16 protein-coding genes, 3 tRNA genes and 1 pseudogene are annotated in these 13,032 nt (G+C 65.5%); 11 read left to right on the top strand and 9 right to left on the bottom strand.

Annotated features, from left to right (window positions below; translation table 11 throughout):
- The first annotated feature begins 263 nt into the window (after positions 1 to 263).
- The 3 genes from G584_RS0103220 to G584_RS0103210 all read left to right on the top strand — a co-directional run bounded on the left by G584_RS0103220 (position 264) and on the right by G584_RS0103210 (position 2,462).
- A complete protein-coding gene (locus G584_RS0103220) occupies positions 264 to 830 on the top strand; it encodes a hypothetical protein (protein ID WP_028493320.1) in 567 nt (188 codons plus the stop codon).
- On the top strand, positions 796 to 1,077 hold the full coding sequence (locus G584_RS0103215; protein ID WP_028493319.1) for a hypothetical protein: 282 nt from the start codon (positions 796 to 798) through the stop codon (positions 1,075 to 1,077). Before G584_RS0103220 ends, G584_RS0103215 begins: the two co-directional genes overlap by 35 nt.
- Before the next feature lie 242 nt (positions 1,078 to 1,319).
- Positions 1,320 to 2,462, top strand: coding sequence for a tyrosine-type recombinase/integrase (locus G584_RS0103210; RefSeq protein WP_028493318.1), 1,143 nt, complete (start codon positions 1,320 to 1,322; stop codon positions 2,460 to 2,462).
- 138 nt (positions 2,463 to 2,600) lie between these two features.
- Here the strand turns inward: G584_RS0103210 and G584_RS0103205 are convergent.
- The 3 genes from G584_RS0103205 to G584_RS0103195 form a co-directional block, all read right to left on the bottom strand.
- A tRNA-Arg gene (locus tag G584_RS0103205) sits at positions 2,601 to 2,676 on the bottom strand.
- A 37-nt stretch (positions 2,677 to 2,713) separates the two neighbouring features.
- Positions 2,714 to 2,790, bottom strand: a tRNA-Gly gene (locus tag G584_RS0103200).
- Position 2,791: 1 nt separating this feature from the next.
- Positions 2,792 to 2,868, bottom strand: a tRNA-Pro gene (locus G584_RS0103195).
- A 72-nt stretch (positions 2,869 to 2,940) separates the two neighbouring features.
- Here G584_RS0103195 and tatA point away from each other — a divergent pair.
- Positions 2,941 to 3,105, top strand: coding sequence for a twin-arginine translocase TatA/TatE family subunit (gene tatA, locus G584_RS0103190; RefSeq protein WP_018112255.1), 165 nt, complete (start codon positions 2,941 to 2,943; stop codon positions 3,103 to 3,105).
- On the opposite strand, the gene G584_RS0103185 is transcribed toward tatA, so the two are convergent.
- The 6 genes and pseudogenes from G584_RS0103185 to G584_RS11895 all read right to left on the bottom strand — a co-directional run.
- The gene (locus G584_RS0103185) at positions 3,095 to 3,832 is read right to left on the bottom strand and encodes a formate dehydrogenase accessory sulfurtransferase FdhD (RefSeq protein WP_028493317.1); all 738 of its coding nucleotides are present in this window, start codon (positions 3,830 to 3,832) and stop codon (positions 3,095 to 3,097) included. The two genes, tatA and G584_RS0103185, sit on opposite strands and share 11 nt — an antisense overlap.
- A gap of 69 nt (positions 3,833 to 3,901) precedes the next feature.
- Positions 3,902 to 4,969: a tetratricopeptide repeat protein gene (locus G584_RS0103180; RefSeq protein WP_028493316.1), complete on the bottom strand. Its 1,068-nt coding sequence runs from the start codon at positions 4,967 to 4,969 to the stop codon at positions 3,902 to 3,904.
- A gap of 10 nt (positions 4,970 to 4,979) precedes the next feature.
- Complete coding sequence (hslU, locus tag G584_RS0103175) at positions 4,980 to 6,230, bottom strand: ATP-dependent protease ATPase subunit HslU (protein ID WP_028493315.1); 1,251 nt, start codon at positions 6,228 to 6,230, stop codon at positions 4,980 to 4,982.
- Entirely contained in the window at positions 6,227 to 6,781 is a 555-nt protein-coding gene (gene hslV, locus G584_RS0103170; protein WP_157626364.1) for an ATP-dependent protease subunit HslV, read from the bottom strand. The genes hslU and hslV overlap by 4 nt, the downstream gene beginning before the upstream one ends.
- 85 nt (positions 6,782 to 6,866) lie before the next feature.
- On the bottom strand, positions 6,867 to 7,043 hold the full coding sequence (locus G584_RS13200; RefSeq protein ID WP_245563296.1) for a hypothetical protein: 177 nt from the start codon (positions 7,041 to 7,043) through the stop codon (positions 6,867 to 6,869).
- Between the two features lie 229 nt (positions 7,044 to 7,272).
- Positions 7,273 to 7,548: pseudogene (locus G584_RS11895) on the bottom strand (HEPN domain-containing protein); the annotation flags it as partial.
- Between the two features lie 90 nt (positions 7,549 to 7,638).
- Here G584_RS11895 and G584_RS0103155 point away from each other — a divergent pair.
- From G584_RS0103155 to bshA, 7 genes are all read left to right on the top strand, one after another.
- Complete coding sequence (locus tag G584_RS0103155; RefSeq protein ID WP_028493313.1) at positions 7,639 to 9,033, top strand: sigma 54-interacting transcriptional regulator; 1,395 nt, start codon at positions 7,639 to 7,641, stop codon at positions 9,031 to 9,033.
- Positions 9,023 to 9,325, top strand: a complete 303-nt coding sequence (locus G584_RS0103150) for a nucleotidyltransferase domain-containing protein (RefSeq protein ID WP_028493312.1) — start codon at positions 9,023 to 9,025, stop codon at positions 9,323 to 9,325. Before G584_RS0103155 ends, G584_RS0103150 begins: the two co-directional genes overlap by 11 nt.
- Positions 9,310 to 9,708 carry an HI0074 family nucleotidyltransferase substrate-binding subunit gene (locus G584_RS0103145; protein ID WP_028493311.1) on the top strand — a complete coding sequence of 133 codons (399 nt, stop codon included), beginning with the start codon at positions 9,310 to 9,312 and terminating at the stop codon, positions 9,706 to 9,708. Before G584_RS0103150 ends, G584_RS0103145 begins: the two co-directional genes overlap by 16 nt.
- Positions 9,689 to 10,912 (top strand): vWA domain-containing protein, encoded by a 1,224-nt coding sequence (locus tag G584_RS0103140; RefSeq protein WP_028493310.1) that lies wholly within the window; start codon positions 9,689 to 9,691, stop codon positions 10,910 to 10,912. Before G584_RS0103145 ends, G584_RS0103140 begins: the two co-directional genes overlap by 20 nt.
- A gap of 3 nt (positions 10,913 to 10,915) precedes the next feature.
- Complete coding sequence (locus G584_RS0103135; protein ID WP_157626363.1) at positions 10,916 to 11,182, top strand: hypothetical protein; 267 nt, start codon at positions 10,916 to 10,918, stop codon at positions 11,180 to 11,182.
- Positions 11,183 to 11,263: 81 nt separating this feature from the next.
- Positions 11,264 to 11,761 (top strand): hypothetical protein, encoded by a 498-nt coding sequence (locus tag G584_RS0103130; RefSeq protein ID WP_028493308.1) that lies wholly within the window; start codon positions 11,264 to 11,266, stop codon positions 11,759 to 11,761.
- Positions 11,762 to 11,900: 139 nt separating this feature from the next.
- Positions 11,901 to 13,004, top strand: a complete 1,104-nt coding sequence (gene bshA / locus G584_RS0103125; RefSeq protein ID WP_028493307.1) for an N-acetyl-alpha-D-glucosaminyl L-malate synthase BshA — start codon at positions 11,901 to 11,903, stop codon at positions 13,002 to 13,004.
- Positions 13,005 to 13,032: the final 28 nt, after the last annotated feature.

The raw sequence follows: 13,032 nt of genomic DNA, 5'->3' as shown, positions 1-13,032 counted from the left end.
AAACGCGCACGCACCCTGTGCCGTCCAGGACGGGGCTTCTCCCCCATGCGTGCGCATCCGTGCGCATAGCGTGCGCGAGGGTTTTGCCCGTGCAGGACGCGATAAACCCCCCGTTAGGAGGGGAACGCGCACGCGCTTTCGGGGAGATAGCGCACGCGAAAAGCGCCCCCTGCCTGGGGGTAGAGGTGGAGGTGCCCCATGCGGGCCATTGACGAGGCCGAAGAGGTTTTTTCTTCTAGCCTCTTCGGCAAGGAGGTTAGACGATGGGGCAAATCAAGGACCTGGAACTGGCGCTTAGGGCCGCCCTCGGGGCGGGAAGGCGCGGCCCTCTCCCCGGGCTGGGGAGAGGGCCGGGAAGGCCCTGGGAGGGGATTGCCGAACGAACCCCCCAAATCTGGGCCGCGTGGCTGGCGGAGTGGTGGCGGATGAAGACGGGCCGCCCCCTCCCCGAGAGGCCGCCCGTTTGCCTGGCCTTCGGGGAGCAAGTGGTGAGCCTAAAGGGGGTGAGGCACCCCTTCGGGGTGGAGTGGGTCTTCGTCTGCCCCGGGTGCGGGGGGAACCGCCGGGTGCTCTACCTGGTCCACCGGGGGCTCCTCTGCAGGAAGTGCGCCCACCTGGGCTACCTCTCACAGGCCCGGAGAGGGGGGAAGGACCGGGCCCTGGACCTTGGCCTGCCCATGTGGGGGAGGTACGCCCTCCGGGCCTTCCCCGAGGCCCTGGCCGAGGACCTGGGCAAAGACTTCCGCAAGGCGCTGGAAGCCCTCTTCTCCGGGCTCAAGCTCAAGGAGGTGGAAGATGAGGAAGGCGAAGGCGAAGCCGAAGTGGACTGAGCGGTACGAGGAGGCCCGCGCCCGGTGGGAGGAGGCCGAGGCCTGGCGCACGCGCCTGGCCGGGCTTGGGGGCAAGGCCGTGGCGGTCCTGGAGAAGGCCCTGGAGGAGGCGGAAGGCCTCAACCCGGAGCACAAGGCCCGGGTGGCCGCCCTGGCCCTCAAGCTGGCCCTGGCCGCCGCGCCGAAGGCGGAGCCCCATCCCCTCTCCTTCACCGCGGCGGAGTGGCCCTTGGACGAGGAGGGGTAGCCCTCTTTGGAAAACGGCAGGGCTAGAAAGCCCCAGAACCTTCCCCACACGAGGGGGAGGAGCCTTCCCCTCAGCGTGGGGAAAATGGCGCAAACTTTCGCCGGGAAAAACCCGGGGGCGAACCCCCAGGCTACTCCCCCTTCGCGTCATGGGTTGACGGGTTGCCCCCGGCAACCTTCGCGAAACAAAACTTTCGCGAAGCCCACGCCGCCCCCCCGTGGAATGGTAGGGTAGAGGAGGTTATGCCCAAGAAAGGATTGAAGGCCCGCAAGCGTAAGGATGGGCGCTGGGAGGTGCGCCCTTACCTCCGGGAGCCCGATGGGCGGTATAGGCGGGTGAGCGTCTTCGGCAAGACTGCCGAGGAGGCCCTGCGCAAGGCGCGGGAGCTTGTGGCCCAGCACGAAAAAGGCCTCCTGCCCGCCAAGAGCGCCGCCACCCTGGCCGCCTTCGCGGAAGGGTGGCTTGCCCGCAAGCGGGCCACCCTGGCCCCCAAGACCTTCGTCAACTACCAGCGGGAAGTGGGCTACCTCCTGGCCCACTTGGGGGAAAAGCGGCTCCAGGCCATCAGGCCTGCCGATATCCGGGAGGCCTTGGACCGCATGGCCGCCCAGGGGCTAGGCCCGAGGGCCATCCGCAAGGCGCTGACCCACTTGCGGGCCATCTTCAGGGAGGCCCTGGCCCTGGAAGTCGTGCACCGGGACCCCACGGCCTCCATCCGCCTCGAGGCCCCCACGCGCCGCACCGCCGGGAGGACCTTGGAGCCCCACGAGGTGGCCGCCCTCCTTCAGGCCCTGGACGCCTGGCCCACCTGGGAGGTAGGCACGGCCCTGCGCCTTTGCCTGGCGGTGGGCCTCCGGCCTGGGGAGGCCCTGGGGCTCAAGTGGGGGGACCTGGACTTTAGGGCGGGGACCCTGGCCGTGCGCCGGGCCTGGACCAACCTCGGAGGCAAAGGGCTTCTCACCGCCCCCAAGACCCCCTCCAGCCTGCGCACCATTCCCGTTCCCCCCAAGACCCTGGAGCACTTGCGGGCCCGGTGGGAGGCCCTGGTGGAAACGGGTATGGACCCCCTGGACCTTCGGGAGGCCTGGGTGTTCCCGAGCGCCAAGGACCCCTCCCAGCCCCTCAACCCCCATAGCCTGGCCCACGCCCTTCGGAAGATTGTGGCCCGTGTGGGCCTGCCCCCCATACGGCCCCACGACCTCCGGCACACCTTCGCCTCCATGCTCCTGGCCGAAGGGGCACCGCCGGAGGTGGTGGCGGCCCGCCTGGGCCATGCGCGGCCCTCCATCACGCTGGACATTTACCGCCACCTGCTGGCCCGGGAGAGGGAGGCCTGGACCTTTGACCCGGAGGACCTGGTGGCGGGCCCCAGGCCTCAGGCCTGACCCCTAAAGCTGACCCCCAAAACCGCCCCCCGGCCTCGAGGCCGGGGGAGAGGTTTGCCCTTCCTTTGGGGGTCAAGTATGGGGGTCAGCTTGACCCATTCCTAAGCTTCCGAGTGCGGAAGCTTTGCCTTCAGAAGGTGGCGGGCCCGGAGGGATTCGAACCCCCGACCTACCGCTTAGAAGGCGGCTGCTCTGTCCACTGAGCTACGGGCCCATAAGCAAGGCCGGGGTGAAGCCCCACCCCGGCCATCTGGAGCGGGAGACGGGACTCGAACCCGCGACCCTCGGCTTGGAAGGCCGATGCTCTACCAACCTGAGCTACTCCCGCGTGGTCGGGGCGGCCCGATTTGAACGGGCGACCCCCTGCTCCCAAAGCAGGTGCGCTACCGGCCTGCGCTACGCCCCGGGGCCTAAGGCCACCCCAGAGGCCACGATAACACTTGACCCTAAGAGGGTCAAGGCATGCTACAATGGCCCCATGCGCTTAGGTCCGGTGGAAATCCTCCTCATCCTTCTCGTCATCCTCCTCCTCTTCGGCGCCAAGAAGCTTCCCGAGCTGGCCCGGGGCATTGGCCAGTCGGCCAGGGAGTTCAAAAAGGGCCTTCAGGAGGGCGAGGAAAAGAAGGAAGAGCCTAAGGCCTGAGGACTCCCTCGGGCACTGGCATACCGCCTGGGGCGTAGAGGCGGTAGCCTGTTGGGCGCACGTAGGCCGCCAAAGCCAGGCCATAGTGGCGCGCTAGGTTTACGGCAGGAAGGGTGGCCCCCGTCCGGCTCGCCAGGAGCACCGCCCCCATGCCGATGGCCTTTCCCGCCATCTCCTGGCTCACCCTGCCGGTTACCGCCAAGAGCACGGGAGGCCGCACACCCTCTAGGAGCATGTACCCCGCCAGGCGGTCCACAGCGTTGTGGCGACCGATATCCTCGTTGACGTAGAGAAGCCGCCCAGAAAGGTCAAAGAGGGCCGCTCCATGTATACCCCGGGTCCGGGCGTAGCGCACCGCATGCTGGCGCAGTTGGGCCATGAGCTCTAGGGGCAGTTCGGGATCCAGGGGTACCTTCGGCAAGGGAGAAAGCCTGGGTTCACCATACCGTAGCCCCGCAGCGCAACCGCTATCCCGCACCCCCACCCCCCTCTCGGGATCCCCCGGCAGGTCCACGGCCACCACCCCTTCGCCCACTAACCAGCGCACCCCCTCGAGGCCCGAGAGCACCCCGCTCAGGAAGAGATGGCCTAGGGCGAGGTAGACCTCATCCCCAGGGGTATAGCTGAAGGAAGCCCAGGGCCTGCCGTTCACCAAAAGGAGGAATCGCTCCTCCTCCGGCAAAGAATAGGCCTCCTCCTGAAAGCGACCCCCTTCAAACCTCCACATCCTCAATAAAGGTTACTCCTGGCACTGGAAGCCAGGAGGCCATCCGTTACATTTTCCCCACCCAGTACCCTACAGGCGCCTAAGCACCTCCTCCGCCTCCTTGTAGCCAGGCCTCAGCTTTAAAGCCTCCTGGCACTGGTAGCGGGCACCCTCCTTGTCCCCCAGCTTCTCGTTGGCCAGGCAGAGCTGGTATCGGTACTCGGCCCGCTTGGGCTCGAGGCGCACCGCCACCGTGAGGCGGCTTTTGGCCTTCTGGGCATCCCCCAGGGCCAGGTAGATCTGACCGAGGTAGTAGTAGGCCACGGGGAAGCGCAAAGGAGCCAGGGCCACCGCATTCTCCAGGGCCACCCCTGCCTCCTTGTAGCGGCCCAGGACGAAATAGGCCTGGCCCAAAGTGTACCAACCCTCGGCATCCAAGGGCTTGAGGCGGTGGCCCTCCTCCAAAACCCTCGCCGCCTCCTCCGCCCGGCCCTTCAGCAGGAGGGCCGAGGCATAGCGGACCCTTAGATCCCCATCCTGGGGTGAAAGCTGGACTGCCTTGACATACTGCTCCAGGGCCTCGTCCAAGCGGCCCGCCGCTAGATAGAGCTCGGCCAAAGCCGCCCTCACCTCCGCGGAATCCTGCAGGCTAAGGGCCTTCTTAAAGGCCTCCTCCGCCTTGTCCACCTGGCCCAGGAAGGCGTAGACCAGACCCCGCTGGGCGTAAAGGGGAGCGTAACGGGGATTCACCCGTTCGGCATCGCGAAGTACGGTGAGAGCCTGATCCAGATAGCCCCTCCCCTTCTCCCGATCCTCCGAGGCACGAAAGAGGGCCACGTAGGCCTCGGAGAGGACCATGTACCCCCCGATGTACCGGGGGTTCCTGGCCACCAGCCCCTTGGCGTTCTCCAAGGCGGGGTTAAGGAGCCCGACTTTAAGCTGGGCCCGGGCCAGCCAGTAGAGGACATCCGGGTCCTGCGGCTTCTCCTTCAAGGCCCGCTCAAAGAGCTCCAAGGCCGCCTCGTACCGGCCCAGGGCGTAAAGCTGCACCCCAAGCCGGAAGGCATCCTGCTTCTCCACCTGGCTGGCCGGGGGCGGTGGGGTCTGGGCCAGACTGGGTAGTGCCAGTAAACCCAAAGCCAAAAGGATCCAGCGCATCTCTGTCCTCCTAAAGCACAAACCGCGTAAGGTCTGGGGAAGCGAAAACCGCCTCCAGCCTTTGCTCCACGTAGGCCCGGGTGATCTCCACCCGGCCCAGGTCCGTCTGGAAGCTGACCTCCTCCAGTACCCGCTCCAAGACCGTGGCCAGCCTTCTGGCCCCGATGTCCTCGAGCTCCTGATTGGCCCGGTAGGCCGCTTCGGCGATGGCCCTTAGGGCGTCCTCGTGAAAGACGAGTTCCGTTCCGTCGGCCCTCAAAAGCTCCGTGTACTGGCGGATCAAGGAGTTTTCCGGTTCCTTCAGGATGCGGTAAAACTCCTCGGGGCCCAAGGGAGAAAGCTCCACCCGGATGGGAAATCGTCCCTGGAGCTCGGGGATCAGATCCGAGGGTTTGGCCACATGGAAGGCTCCCGCGGCAATGAAGAGCACATGCTCGGTGGACACCGGACCGATGCGGGTAGAAACCACCGTGCCCTCCACGATGGGCAGGAGGTCCCGTTGGACCCCCTCGCCGGATATATCCGGCCCCACCATGCCCTCTCGGCGGGCCACCTTGTCGATCTCGTCGATGAAGACGATACCGTCCTCCTGGGCCCGCCTCCTGGCCTCCTCCTTCAGCTCCTCCTTATCGATGAGGCGCTCGGCGTGCTGGTTCTTGAGGACCTCCCGGGCTTCCTTCACCGTCATGCGCTTGCGCACCGGCCGCTTGGGAAGCAGGCCCTTGAGCATCTCCCCCATGCCGCCAAAGCCCTCACCCCCGAAGACGCCCATGAAGGGCAGGCTCATCTCCTCCTCCACCTGCACCTCCACCGAAAGGCTATCCAGTCGGCCCGAGCGCACATCGGCCACCGAGGTGCGCAGGAGGGTGGCCAGCTCCTCCTCAGCCAAGGCCAGGGCTTTTTCCTCCACCTTCTTCTTCATCTCCTCCATCACCAGCTGGTAGCTGGCCTCCGCCAGATCCCGCACGATGGAGTCTACATCCCGGCCCACGTAGCCCACCTCGGTGAACTTGGTGGCCTCCACCTTGACAAAAGGAGCCCCCGCCAAGCGGGCCAGGCGGCGGGCAATCTCCGTCTTGCCTACCCCCGTGGGCCCGATCATGAGGATATTCTTTGGAGTCACCTCCCGGGCCACCTCGGGCGGAAGTTTCTTCCGGCGGTACCGGTTCCTTAAGGCCACGGCCACCGCCCGCTTGGCCGCCTCTTGTCCCACGATGTGCTTGGAAAGCTCCCGGACGATCTCCGCAGGCGTGAGGTTCATGCTTCCCCCAGGGTTAGAACCGTTACCTGGCCCGAGGTGTAAAGATCCACCTCCGCTGCAATCCTAAGGGCCTCCTCAGCGATCTCCCGAGCGGAAAGGTTGGAATGCCGGTAGAGGGCTTTAGCCGCCGCCAAGGCGTAGGGGCCCCCAGACCCCACCGCCAAAAGGGGTTCTTCCGGGGTGATGACCTCGCCGCTTCCCGAAAGGAGCACCATCCCCTCCCGGTCGGCGGCGATGATCATGGCCTGAAGGTGGCGCAGCACCCGGTCGGTGCGCCACAGCTTAGCGGTTTCCACCGCCCCCTTGAGCAGATTGCCCTTGGCCTCCTTGAGCTTCTCCTCAAAGCGCTCCAGGAGGCTTAAGGCATCCGCCACCCCACCGGCAAAACCCACCAGGATGCCTTCCCCCACCTCGAGGCGCCTCACCTTCACCGCCCCCCGCTTGAGGACGGTCTGGCCGAAGGTGACCTGGCCATCCCCGGCCAAGGCGGTGACCCCATCCTTGCGCACGGCCAAGATGGTGGTGCCATGGATCTCCACGAGAGGAACCATACCGCGAAGGGATGAGAAGGGCGTTAGGCGAGGGTTACGGGGGAAAGGACGCCATGCCCTTCAAGCGAGCCCAGGCTCCCCCCGTTCAAAAATGGGGAACACGCTTCTTCATGGCTGCTTGGACCAGGCCGTGCCCCTTCGAAGGACCCCTTACCGCTTCCTCCCAGGTGTAGGGGAAGACCTCTACCCCCCGAATCCCCTCCGGCCGGTAGAGGACCAGGCGCTCGGGGAAGGGCAAGAGGGGGGCTTCCCAAAAGGACAAAGAGGTCCGCGTCGCTCATGGCCGTGGCCTCCCCCCGGGCTAGGAAGCCGAAGGGGACCACCGCCAAGACCTCTGGCCGCTCGGCCAACCTGGCTGCCGCCCGTTCCAACCCCGCACGGCGGGCTTGCGGATCAAAGGCAAAAATCCACGTCACAAGGCCTCCCCCCACAATCAGATTCTGTGCCAAGCGGATGGCCTCCTCCGCCTCCCCACGGGCACAGGCCCTGGCAGCAGGTCCTAAGGGGTAGGCATCGGGATGCCGGATGGGGATGTAATCCTTGTCCCAAACCTTGGCCGCCTCCAAGAGGTCTTCCAGCATATCTCCCCCGGCAGACCGGCCAGGAGATCCTTGGATAGGGCATCCCCAAGCCACTTGGCCTCGGGCGAGATGGGGCCCTTTCCGCGCTGGTTCCGCAGCCTGCCGAGAAGCAAAGCAAGCCCAGGCGTAGTCCTCGAGGCCCAGGCTTCCCCTGGCATGGCGCAGGTTGTACCTGGCTTGCTCCACCCACTCCCTCGCCCGGTTCACGCCTCCATGCTAACGCCTTACCACCCTCCGCCACAAATCCCCACCTCCCTCTGGCCCTAAACTGGAGGAGTGAAGGCCAAGACCCTCGGCGAACTTCGGCGCACCTATCCCTTGGAGAAGCTTAAGCGCACCGTCAAGGACGAGGCCCGGGAAAACCTTAAGGAAAAGCTCCGCAAAGGGGAGCGGCTTTTCCCGGGCATCCACGGGTACGAGGACACCGTCATCCCCGCCTTGGTCCAGGCCATCCTGGCCAAGCAGAACTTCATCCTCCTGGGCACCCGGGGCCAGGCCAAAAGCCGCATCCTTCGCAGCCTGGTTAACCTTCTGGACGAGGAGATCCCCGCCCTGGCCACCGAGCTTAGGGACAACCCCCTAAGGCCCATCTCGCCGGAAGGGAAGCGGCTTCTGGAGGAGGCCGGGGACGAGGCTCCCATCGTCTGGATAACCCGGGAGGAGCGGTATGTGGAGAAACTGGCTACCCCCGACACCACCGTGGCCGACCTCCTGGGGGACATGGACCCCATCAAGGCAGCCCGCAAGGGAACGGGGATGGCGGACCTGGAAAGCATCCACTTTGGCCTTCTTCCCCGGGCCAACCGGGGCATCTTCGCGGTGAACGAGCTGGCCGACCTAGCCCCCAAGGTGCAGGTGGCCTTGTTCAACATCCTCGAGGAAGGAGATGTGCAGATAAGGGGCTACCCCATCCGCCTGCCCTTGGATGTCTGGCTGGTGTTCACCGCCAATCCCCAGGACTACACGGCCAGGGGGCGGATCGTGACCCCCCTCAAAGACCGCATCGGCAGCGAGATCCGCACCCATTACCCCAAAACCCTCGAGGAGGGCCTTAGGATCAGCGCCCAGGAAGCCTACGTGCCGGAGGAGGTGGTGCTCCCCGAATGGATCCGCCTTTCCGTGGAAGCGGTGGCCTTCGCCGCCCGGGAGGACCGCCGGGTGGACCAGACGGCCGGCGTCTCCCAGCGCCTTTCCATAAGCCTTCTGGAGGTGGTGGCTGCCAGCGCCGAAAGGCGGGCTCTTCTTCAGGGCACCAGGCCTGTGGCCCGTCCCCTGGATCTCTATGCGGGGCTTCCCGCCATCACCGGCAAGCTGGAGCTGGAGTACGAGGGAGAGCTCCAGGGAGCGGAAAAGGTGGCCCGGGACCTGGTGCAAAGGGCCTTCGGCATGGTCCTCCCCCGCTACCGCCTTAGGACCGACGCCATCGTGGCTTATTTTGAAGAGGGAAACCTCCTCACCCTGCCGGAGGGAAGCGTGGAGGAAGCCCTAAGCGCCATGGAGGAGGTGCCGGGCCTCCTGGAGGCGGCAAGGAGCCTGGCGGAAAGCCAGGAGCCTGAGGTGCTCCTTTCGGCGGCAGAGTTCGTCCTGGAGGGGCTCGTGGGAAGGAAGAAGCTCGCCCGGGGAGAAATGAGCTACCAGGCGGCGGAGAGGACGCGGAGCTATGGCAACTAGCCTGGAGCGGGATAAGGAGGCGGTGCTCCAAGCCCTGGCGCCCTACCTCCAGGGGCGAGGGGTAAAGCTTATCCTCTACGGCTCCTACGCCCGGCAAGAGGCAGGGCGGGGTTCGGACCTGGACCTGGCCCTCCTCGGGCCCAAGCCTCTTGGGGAGCTTCTTCCCCTTCTCAGGGAGGCCCTCGAGGAGGCCCCCGTGCTGAGGCGGGTGGACCTGGTGGACCTAGGGGAGGTGGACCCCACCTTCCGGGAAAGGGTCCTGAGGGAGGGAGTGGTATGGGCCGAGTTTTAGAACGCCTTGAGGTAGCCAGACGGGCCCTCAGGACGCTGGAGGAGGTAGCCTACCTGGAGGAGCCGAGCCCCCTGGAGCGGGATGCCGCCATCCAGCGGTTTGAGTACACCTTTGAGACCTTCTGGAAGGCACTCCAAGCCTTCTTGCGGGAAAGGGAGGGTCTGGAGGTGGCAAGCCCCAAGCGGGCCTTCCGCCTGGCCCACGAAACCGGCCTTATGGCGGAGGAAGAAGCCCGCCTGGCCCTGGCCATGGCCGATGACCGCAACTTAACGGTGCACACCTACAACGAGGTCTTGGCCCAAGCCATCTTTCGTAGGCTGAGAAGCTACGCGGAGCTTATGGGCCGGGTGCTGAGGAGGATGGATGAAGGCCATTCGCTATAGCTGCTACGAGGGAAGCCTCGAGGACCTCTCCCCCGAGGAGATCCTGAGCCTAATCGAGGACTTCCTCCTGGACTCCGGGTTTTCCGATCCCTTCCAGCGCTACGACCCTGACCCCGAGCGCCAGCCCACCCTGGAGGATCTCTACGATGCGCTCCTCGAGGCCCTCCTCAAAAACCAGCTGGTACCGGAGGACTGGCTTAGGGAAGCCCGCTTCGCTGACCGAAAGGAGGAAACCCGGCTCTATCAGGCCATTACCCGCATGATGGAGAAGCTCCGGGAGGCTGGGTATATCCGCCTTCCCGGGGAGGATCCCACCAACCCCGTTCAGGGCGGGTACAAGGGCGAGGCGGGTGAGGCCCGCTTTGAGCTCACGGAAAAGGCCTCGGATTTCCTGGGCTTAAGAAGCCTTAGGGAACTCCTCGGAGCCCTGGGCCGGAACCCTCCCGGGCTCCATCCTACTCCCCACTACGCCCCAGGGGTGGAGAAGACAGGGGAAACCAAGGAATGGGAGTGGGGAGACCCCTTGGAGCTCAATGTGCCGGAAACCCTCAAAAAGGCCATGGCCAAGGGGCTTAGGGAACTTTCCCACGAGGACCTGGTCATCGACCTCTCCGAGTACACGGCCAGCATGAGCACCGTGGTCCTCTTAGATTGCTCCCACTCCATGATCCTTTATGGGGAGGACCGCTTCACCCCTGCCAAGAAGGTGGCCCTGGCCTTGGCCCATCTGATCCGCACCCAATACCCCGGGGACCGGGTGCGTTTCGTCCTCTTCCACGATACCGCGGAGGAAATCCCCCTTTCCCGGCTTCCCCTGGCCCAGGTGGGCCCTTACCACACCAACACCAAGGCGGGGCTGGAGTTGGCCAGGACCCTCTTGAAGAAGATGGGCGGGGAGATGCGGCAGATCATCCTCATCACCGACGGCAAGCCCTCGGCCATCACCCTTCCCAGCGGGGAGATCTACAAAAACGCCTGGGGCCTCGATCCCGTGATCCTGGCGGAAACCCTAAAGGAAGCCACCCTAGCCCGCAAGGAAGGCATCCCCATCCACACCTTCATGCTGGCCCGGGAACCCGAGCTCCTGGCCTTCGTGAAAAAGCTTTCCCAGATCACCCGGGGCAAGGCCTACCTCACCCACCCCGGCAACATCGGCAGGTACCTCCTTTTGGACTTCCTCAACAAGAAGGTCCGAAGGAACTGAGCCATGAAGCCCTTGAGGCACCAGGGAACCCCTCACCGGAAGGAGAACGGGAAAGCCCTCCGGGCTTTCCGCCTCGGCCTTCTTTTGGAAAGGCTCCGCCCCCGCCTTTACCTAAAACCCCCTCCCGCCTTGGTGCAGGAGCTTAAGCAGGTGCGCACACCCCTATGCCTGGACCTCCCCTACTACGCCGCCCATTCAGGCCGGGAGTACGTGTTGATTCCCTGGGATGCCTACATGGAGGAGGGGGAGGAAATCCTAAGAAGCCTTTGAGGGGCTAGGGCATCCTCTTTATTCCAAGGCTCAGGCCCATTCCTCACATGCCCTTTGTCCCTGTCATGGCACCCTGAAGACATGGGCGCGCAGATGTCCAGGTGGCTAACGCTCTTAGCCCTCCTGGCCCTACCTGGGGCCATGGCCCAAGACTGGCGGCTTACCCGCAGCCAAACCCTAACCCAGGCGGGGGCCCGGGAGTGGCGGTACACCCTTGGCCCTTCGGGCAAGGAAGCCCAGGACCTTTGGCGCAGGCTTTCCAGCCAGTACCAGGACCACCTGCGCGCGGGATACCGGGTGGACCTCGGGGCCTGGCGGGTTTACTTCCTTGGGGGGAAGCTAAGGCTTGAACCCCACTGCCCGGCGGTGAACCCCGCCTGCCTCACCTTTGGGGCCCTTCCTGTGCCCAAGGAACGGCAAGATCGCTTCCTCCTGGAGCTTTCCCAACTCCTGCACCAGGCCCTTACCCAGGCTCAAACCACAGGGGGCGTGGTCCTCCTTTCGCGGCTATTCCGCCTCGAGGTCCCCCGCGGGGCCAATCCCCCTTATCCCGCAAGCCCCTCAGGCTGGCGGCCCTGAGTGCTCCTCGTCCCCTACGGTAAACTGGGAGCATGACCTTCTTTGGCCAACCAATCGGGGAACATCCTAAAGGTGCGTCTCCCATGGGCAAGGGTCCGGGGGGGTGGGTTCTTCCCTCTCCCCTCTTGCGGGTCTCGGCGTGAGGACACTCAAGCTGGGCCTAGTGGCCTACCCCGGCCTCGGGGGTAGCGGCATCGTGGCTACAGAGTTGGCCCACCGCCTGGCCCAGATGGGCCACCGGGTTTACCTTTTCGCCACGGAAAGGCCCTTCCGCCTGCCCAAGGAAAGCCCTGTGGTCTACATCCCCGTGGACCTGCCCTTTTACCCCGTCTTCCCTGGCCCCCTTTACACCCTCTCCCTGGCCGGGGTGTTGGAGCGGGAAGCCAAGGGGCTGGGGCTGGATCTGGTCCACACCCACTACGCCATCCCCCACGCCGCCGCCGCCTACCTGGCTTTGGGGGAGGAGCTTCCCCTAGTGCACACCCTCCACGGCACGGACGTATCGGTGCTGGGGATGGACCCGGCCTTCCACGGACCCACCCGGAAGGCCCTCCAAAGGGCCAAGGCCACCACCGCGGTGAGCCGGGCCCTAGCCCAGGAGGCCCAGAAGGCCTTCGGGGTTAGCCCCGTGGTCATCCATAACGCCGTGGACCCGGACCGCTTCTACCCCAGGCCGGAGCGCAAGAAGCTCTACGCGGAAGAAGGGGAGTGGCTTTTGGTGCACGCCTCCAACTTCCGCCCCATCAAAAGGGTGCCGGACATCGTGCGGGTCTTCGCCAAGGTGCGGAGGAAGGTGCAGGCCAGACTCCTTCTTCTGGGGAAGGGACCGGAGGAAGGGGAAGCGAAGCGGGTAGCGGAGGAGCTCGGGGTGGAGCGCTGGGTCACCTTCCATCCCCCCACTCCCCATCCCGAGGGGATTCTGGGAGCTGCTGACCTCTTTCTGCTGGCCTCGGAGGAGGAGTCCTTTGGGCAAGCGGCCCTCGAGGCCCTGGCCAGCGGGGTTCCCGTGGTGGCCACCGCCGTGGGAGGGGTTCCCGAGCTGGTACAGCCCGAGGTGGGCCGGCTGGTGGAGCTTGGGGACCTGGAAGGCTTCGCCCAGGCGGTGCTGGACCTCCTCGCCCACCCCAAGCTCTCCAGCATGCGCAAGGCCGCCCGGGAGTACGCCATCGCCCGCTTTCACCCAGAGAGGATCACCCAGGCCTACCTGGAGGTGTACCAAAAGGCCCTGGAGGATTCCCCCTGAATTAGGAACAAAGCCCCGCCGGGCAAGC

Source organism: Thermus antranikianii DSM 12462, assembly GCF_000423905.1.
Taxonomy (GTDB): domain Bacteria; phylum Deinococcota; class Deinococci; order Deinococcales; family Thermaceae; genus Thermus; species Thermus antranikianii.
The sequence above is the reverse complement of the archived record's forward strand: the minus strand, read 5'-3'. Positions and strand labels throughout refer to the sequence as shown.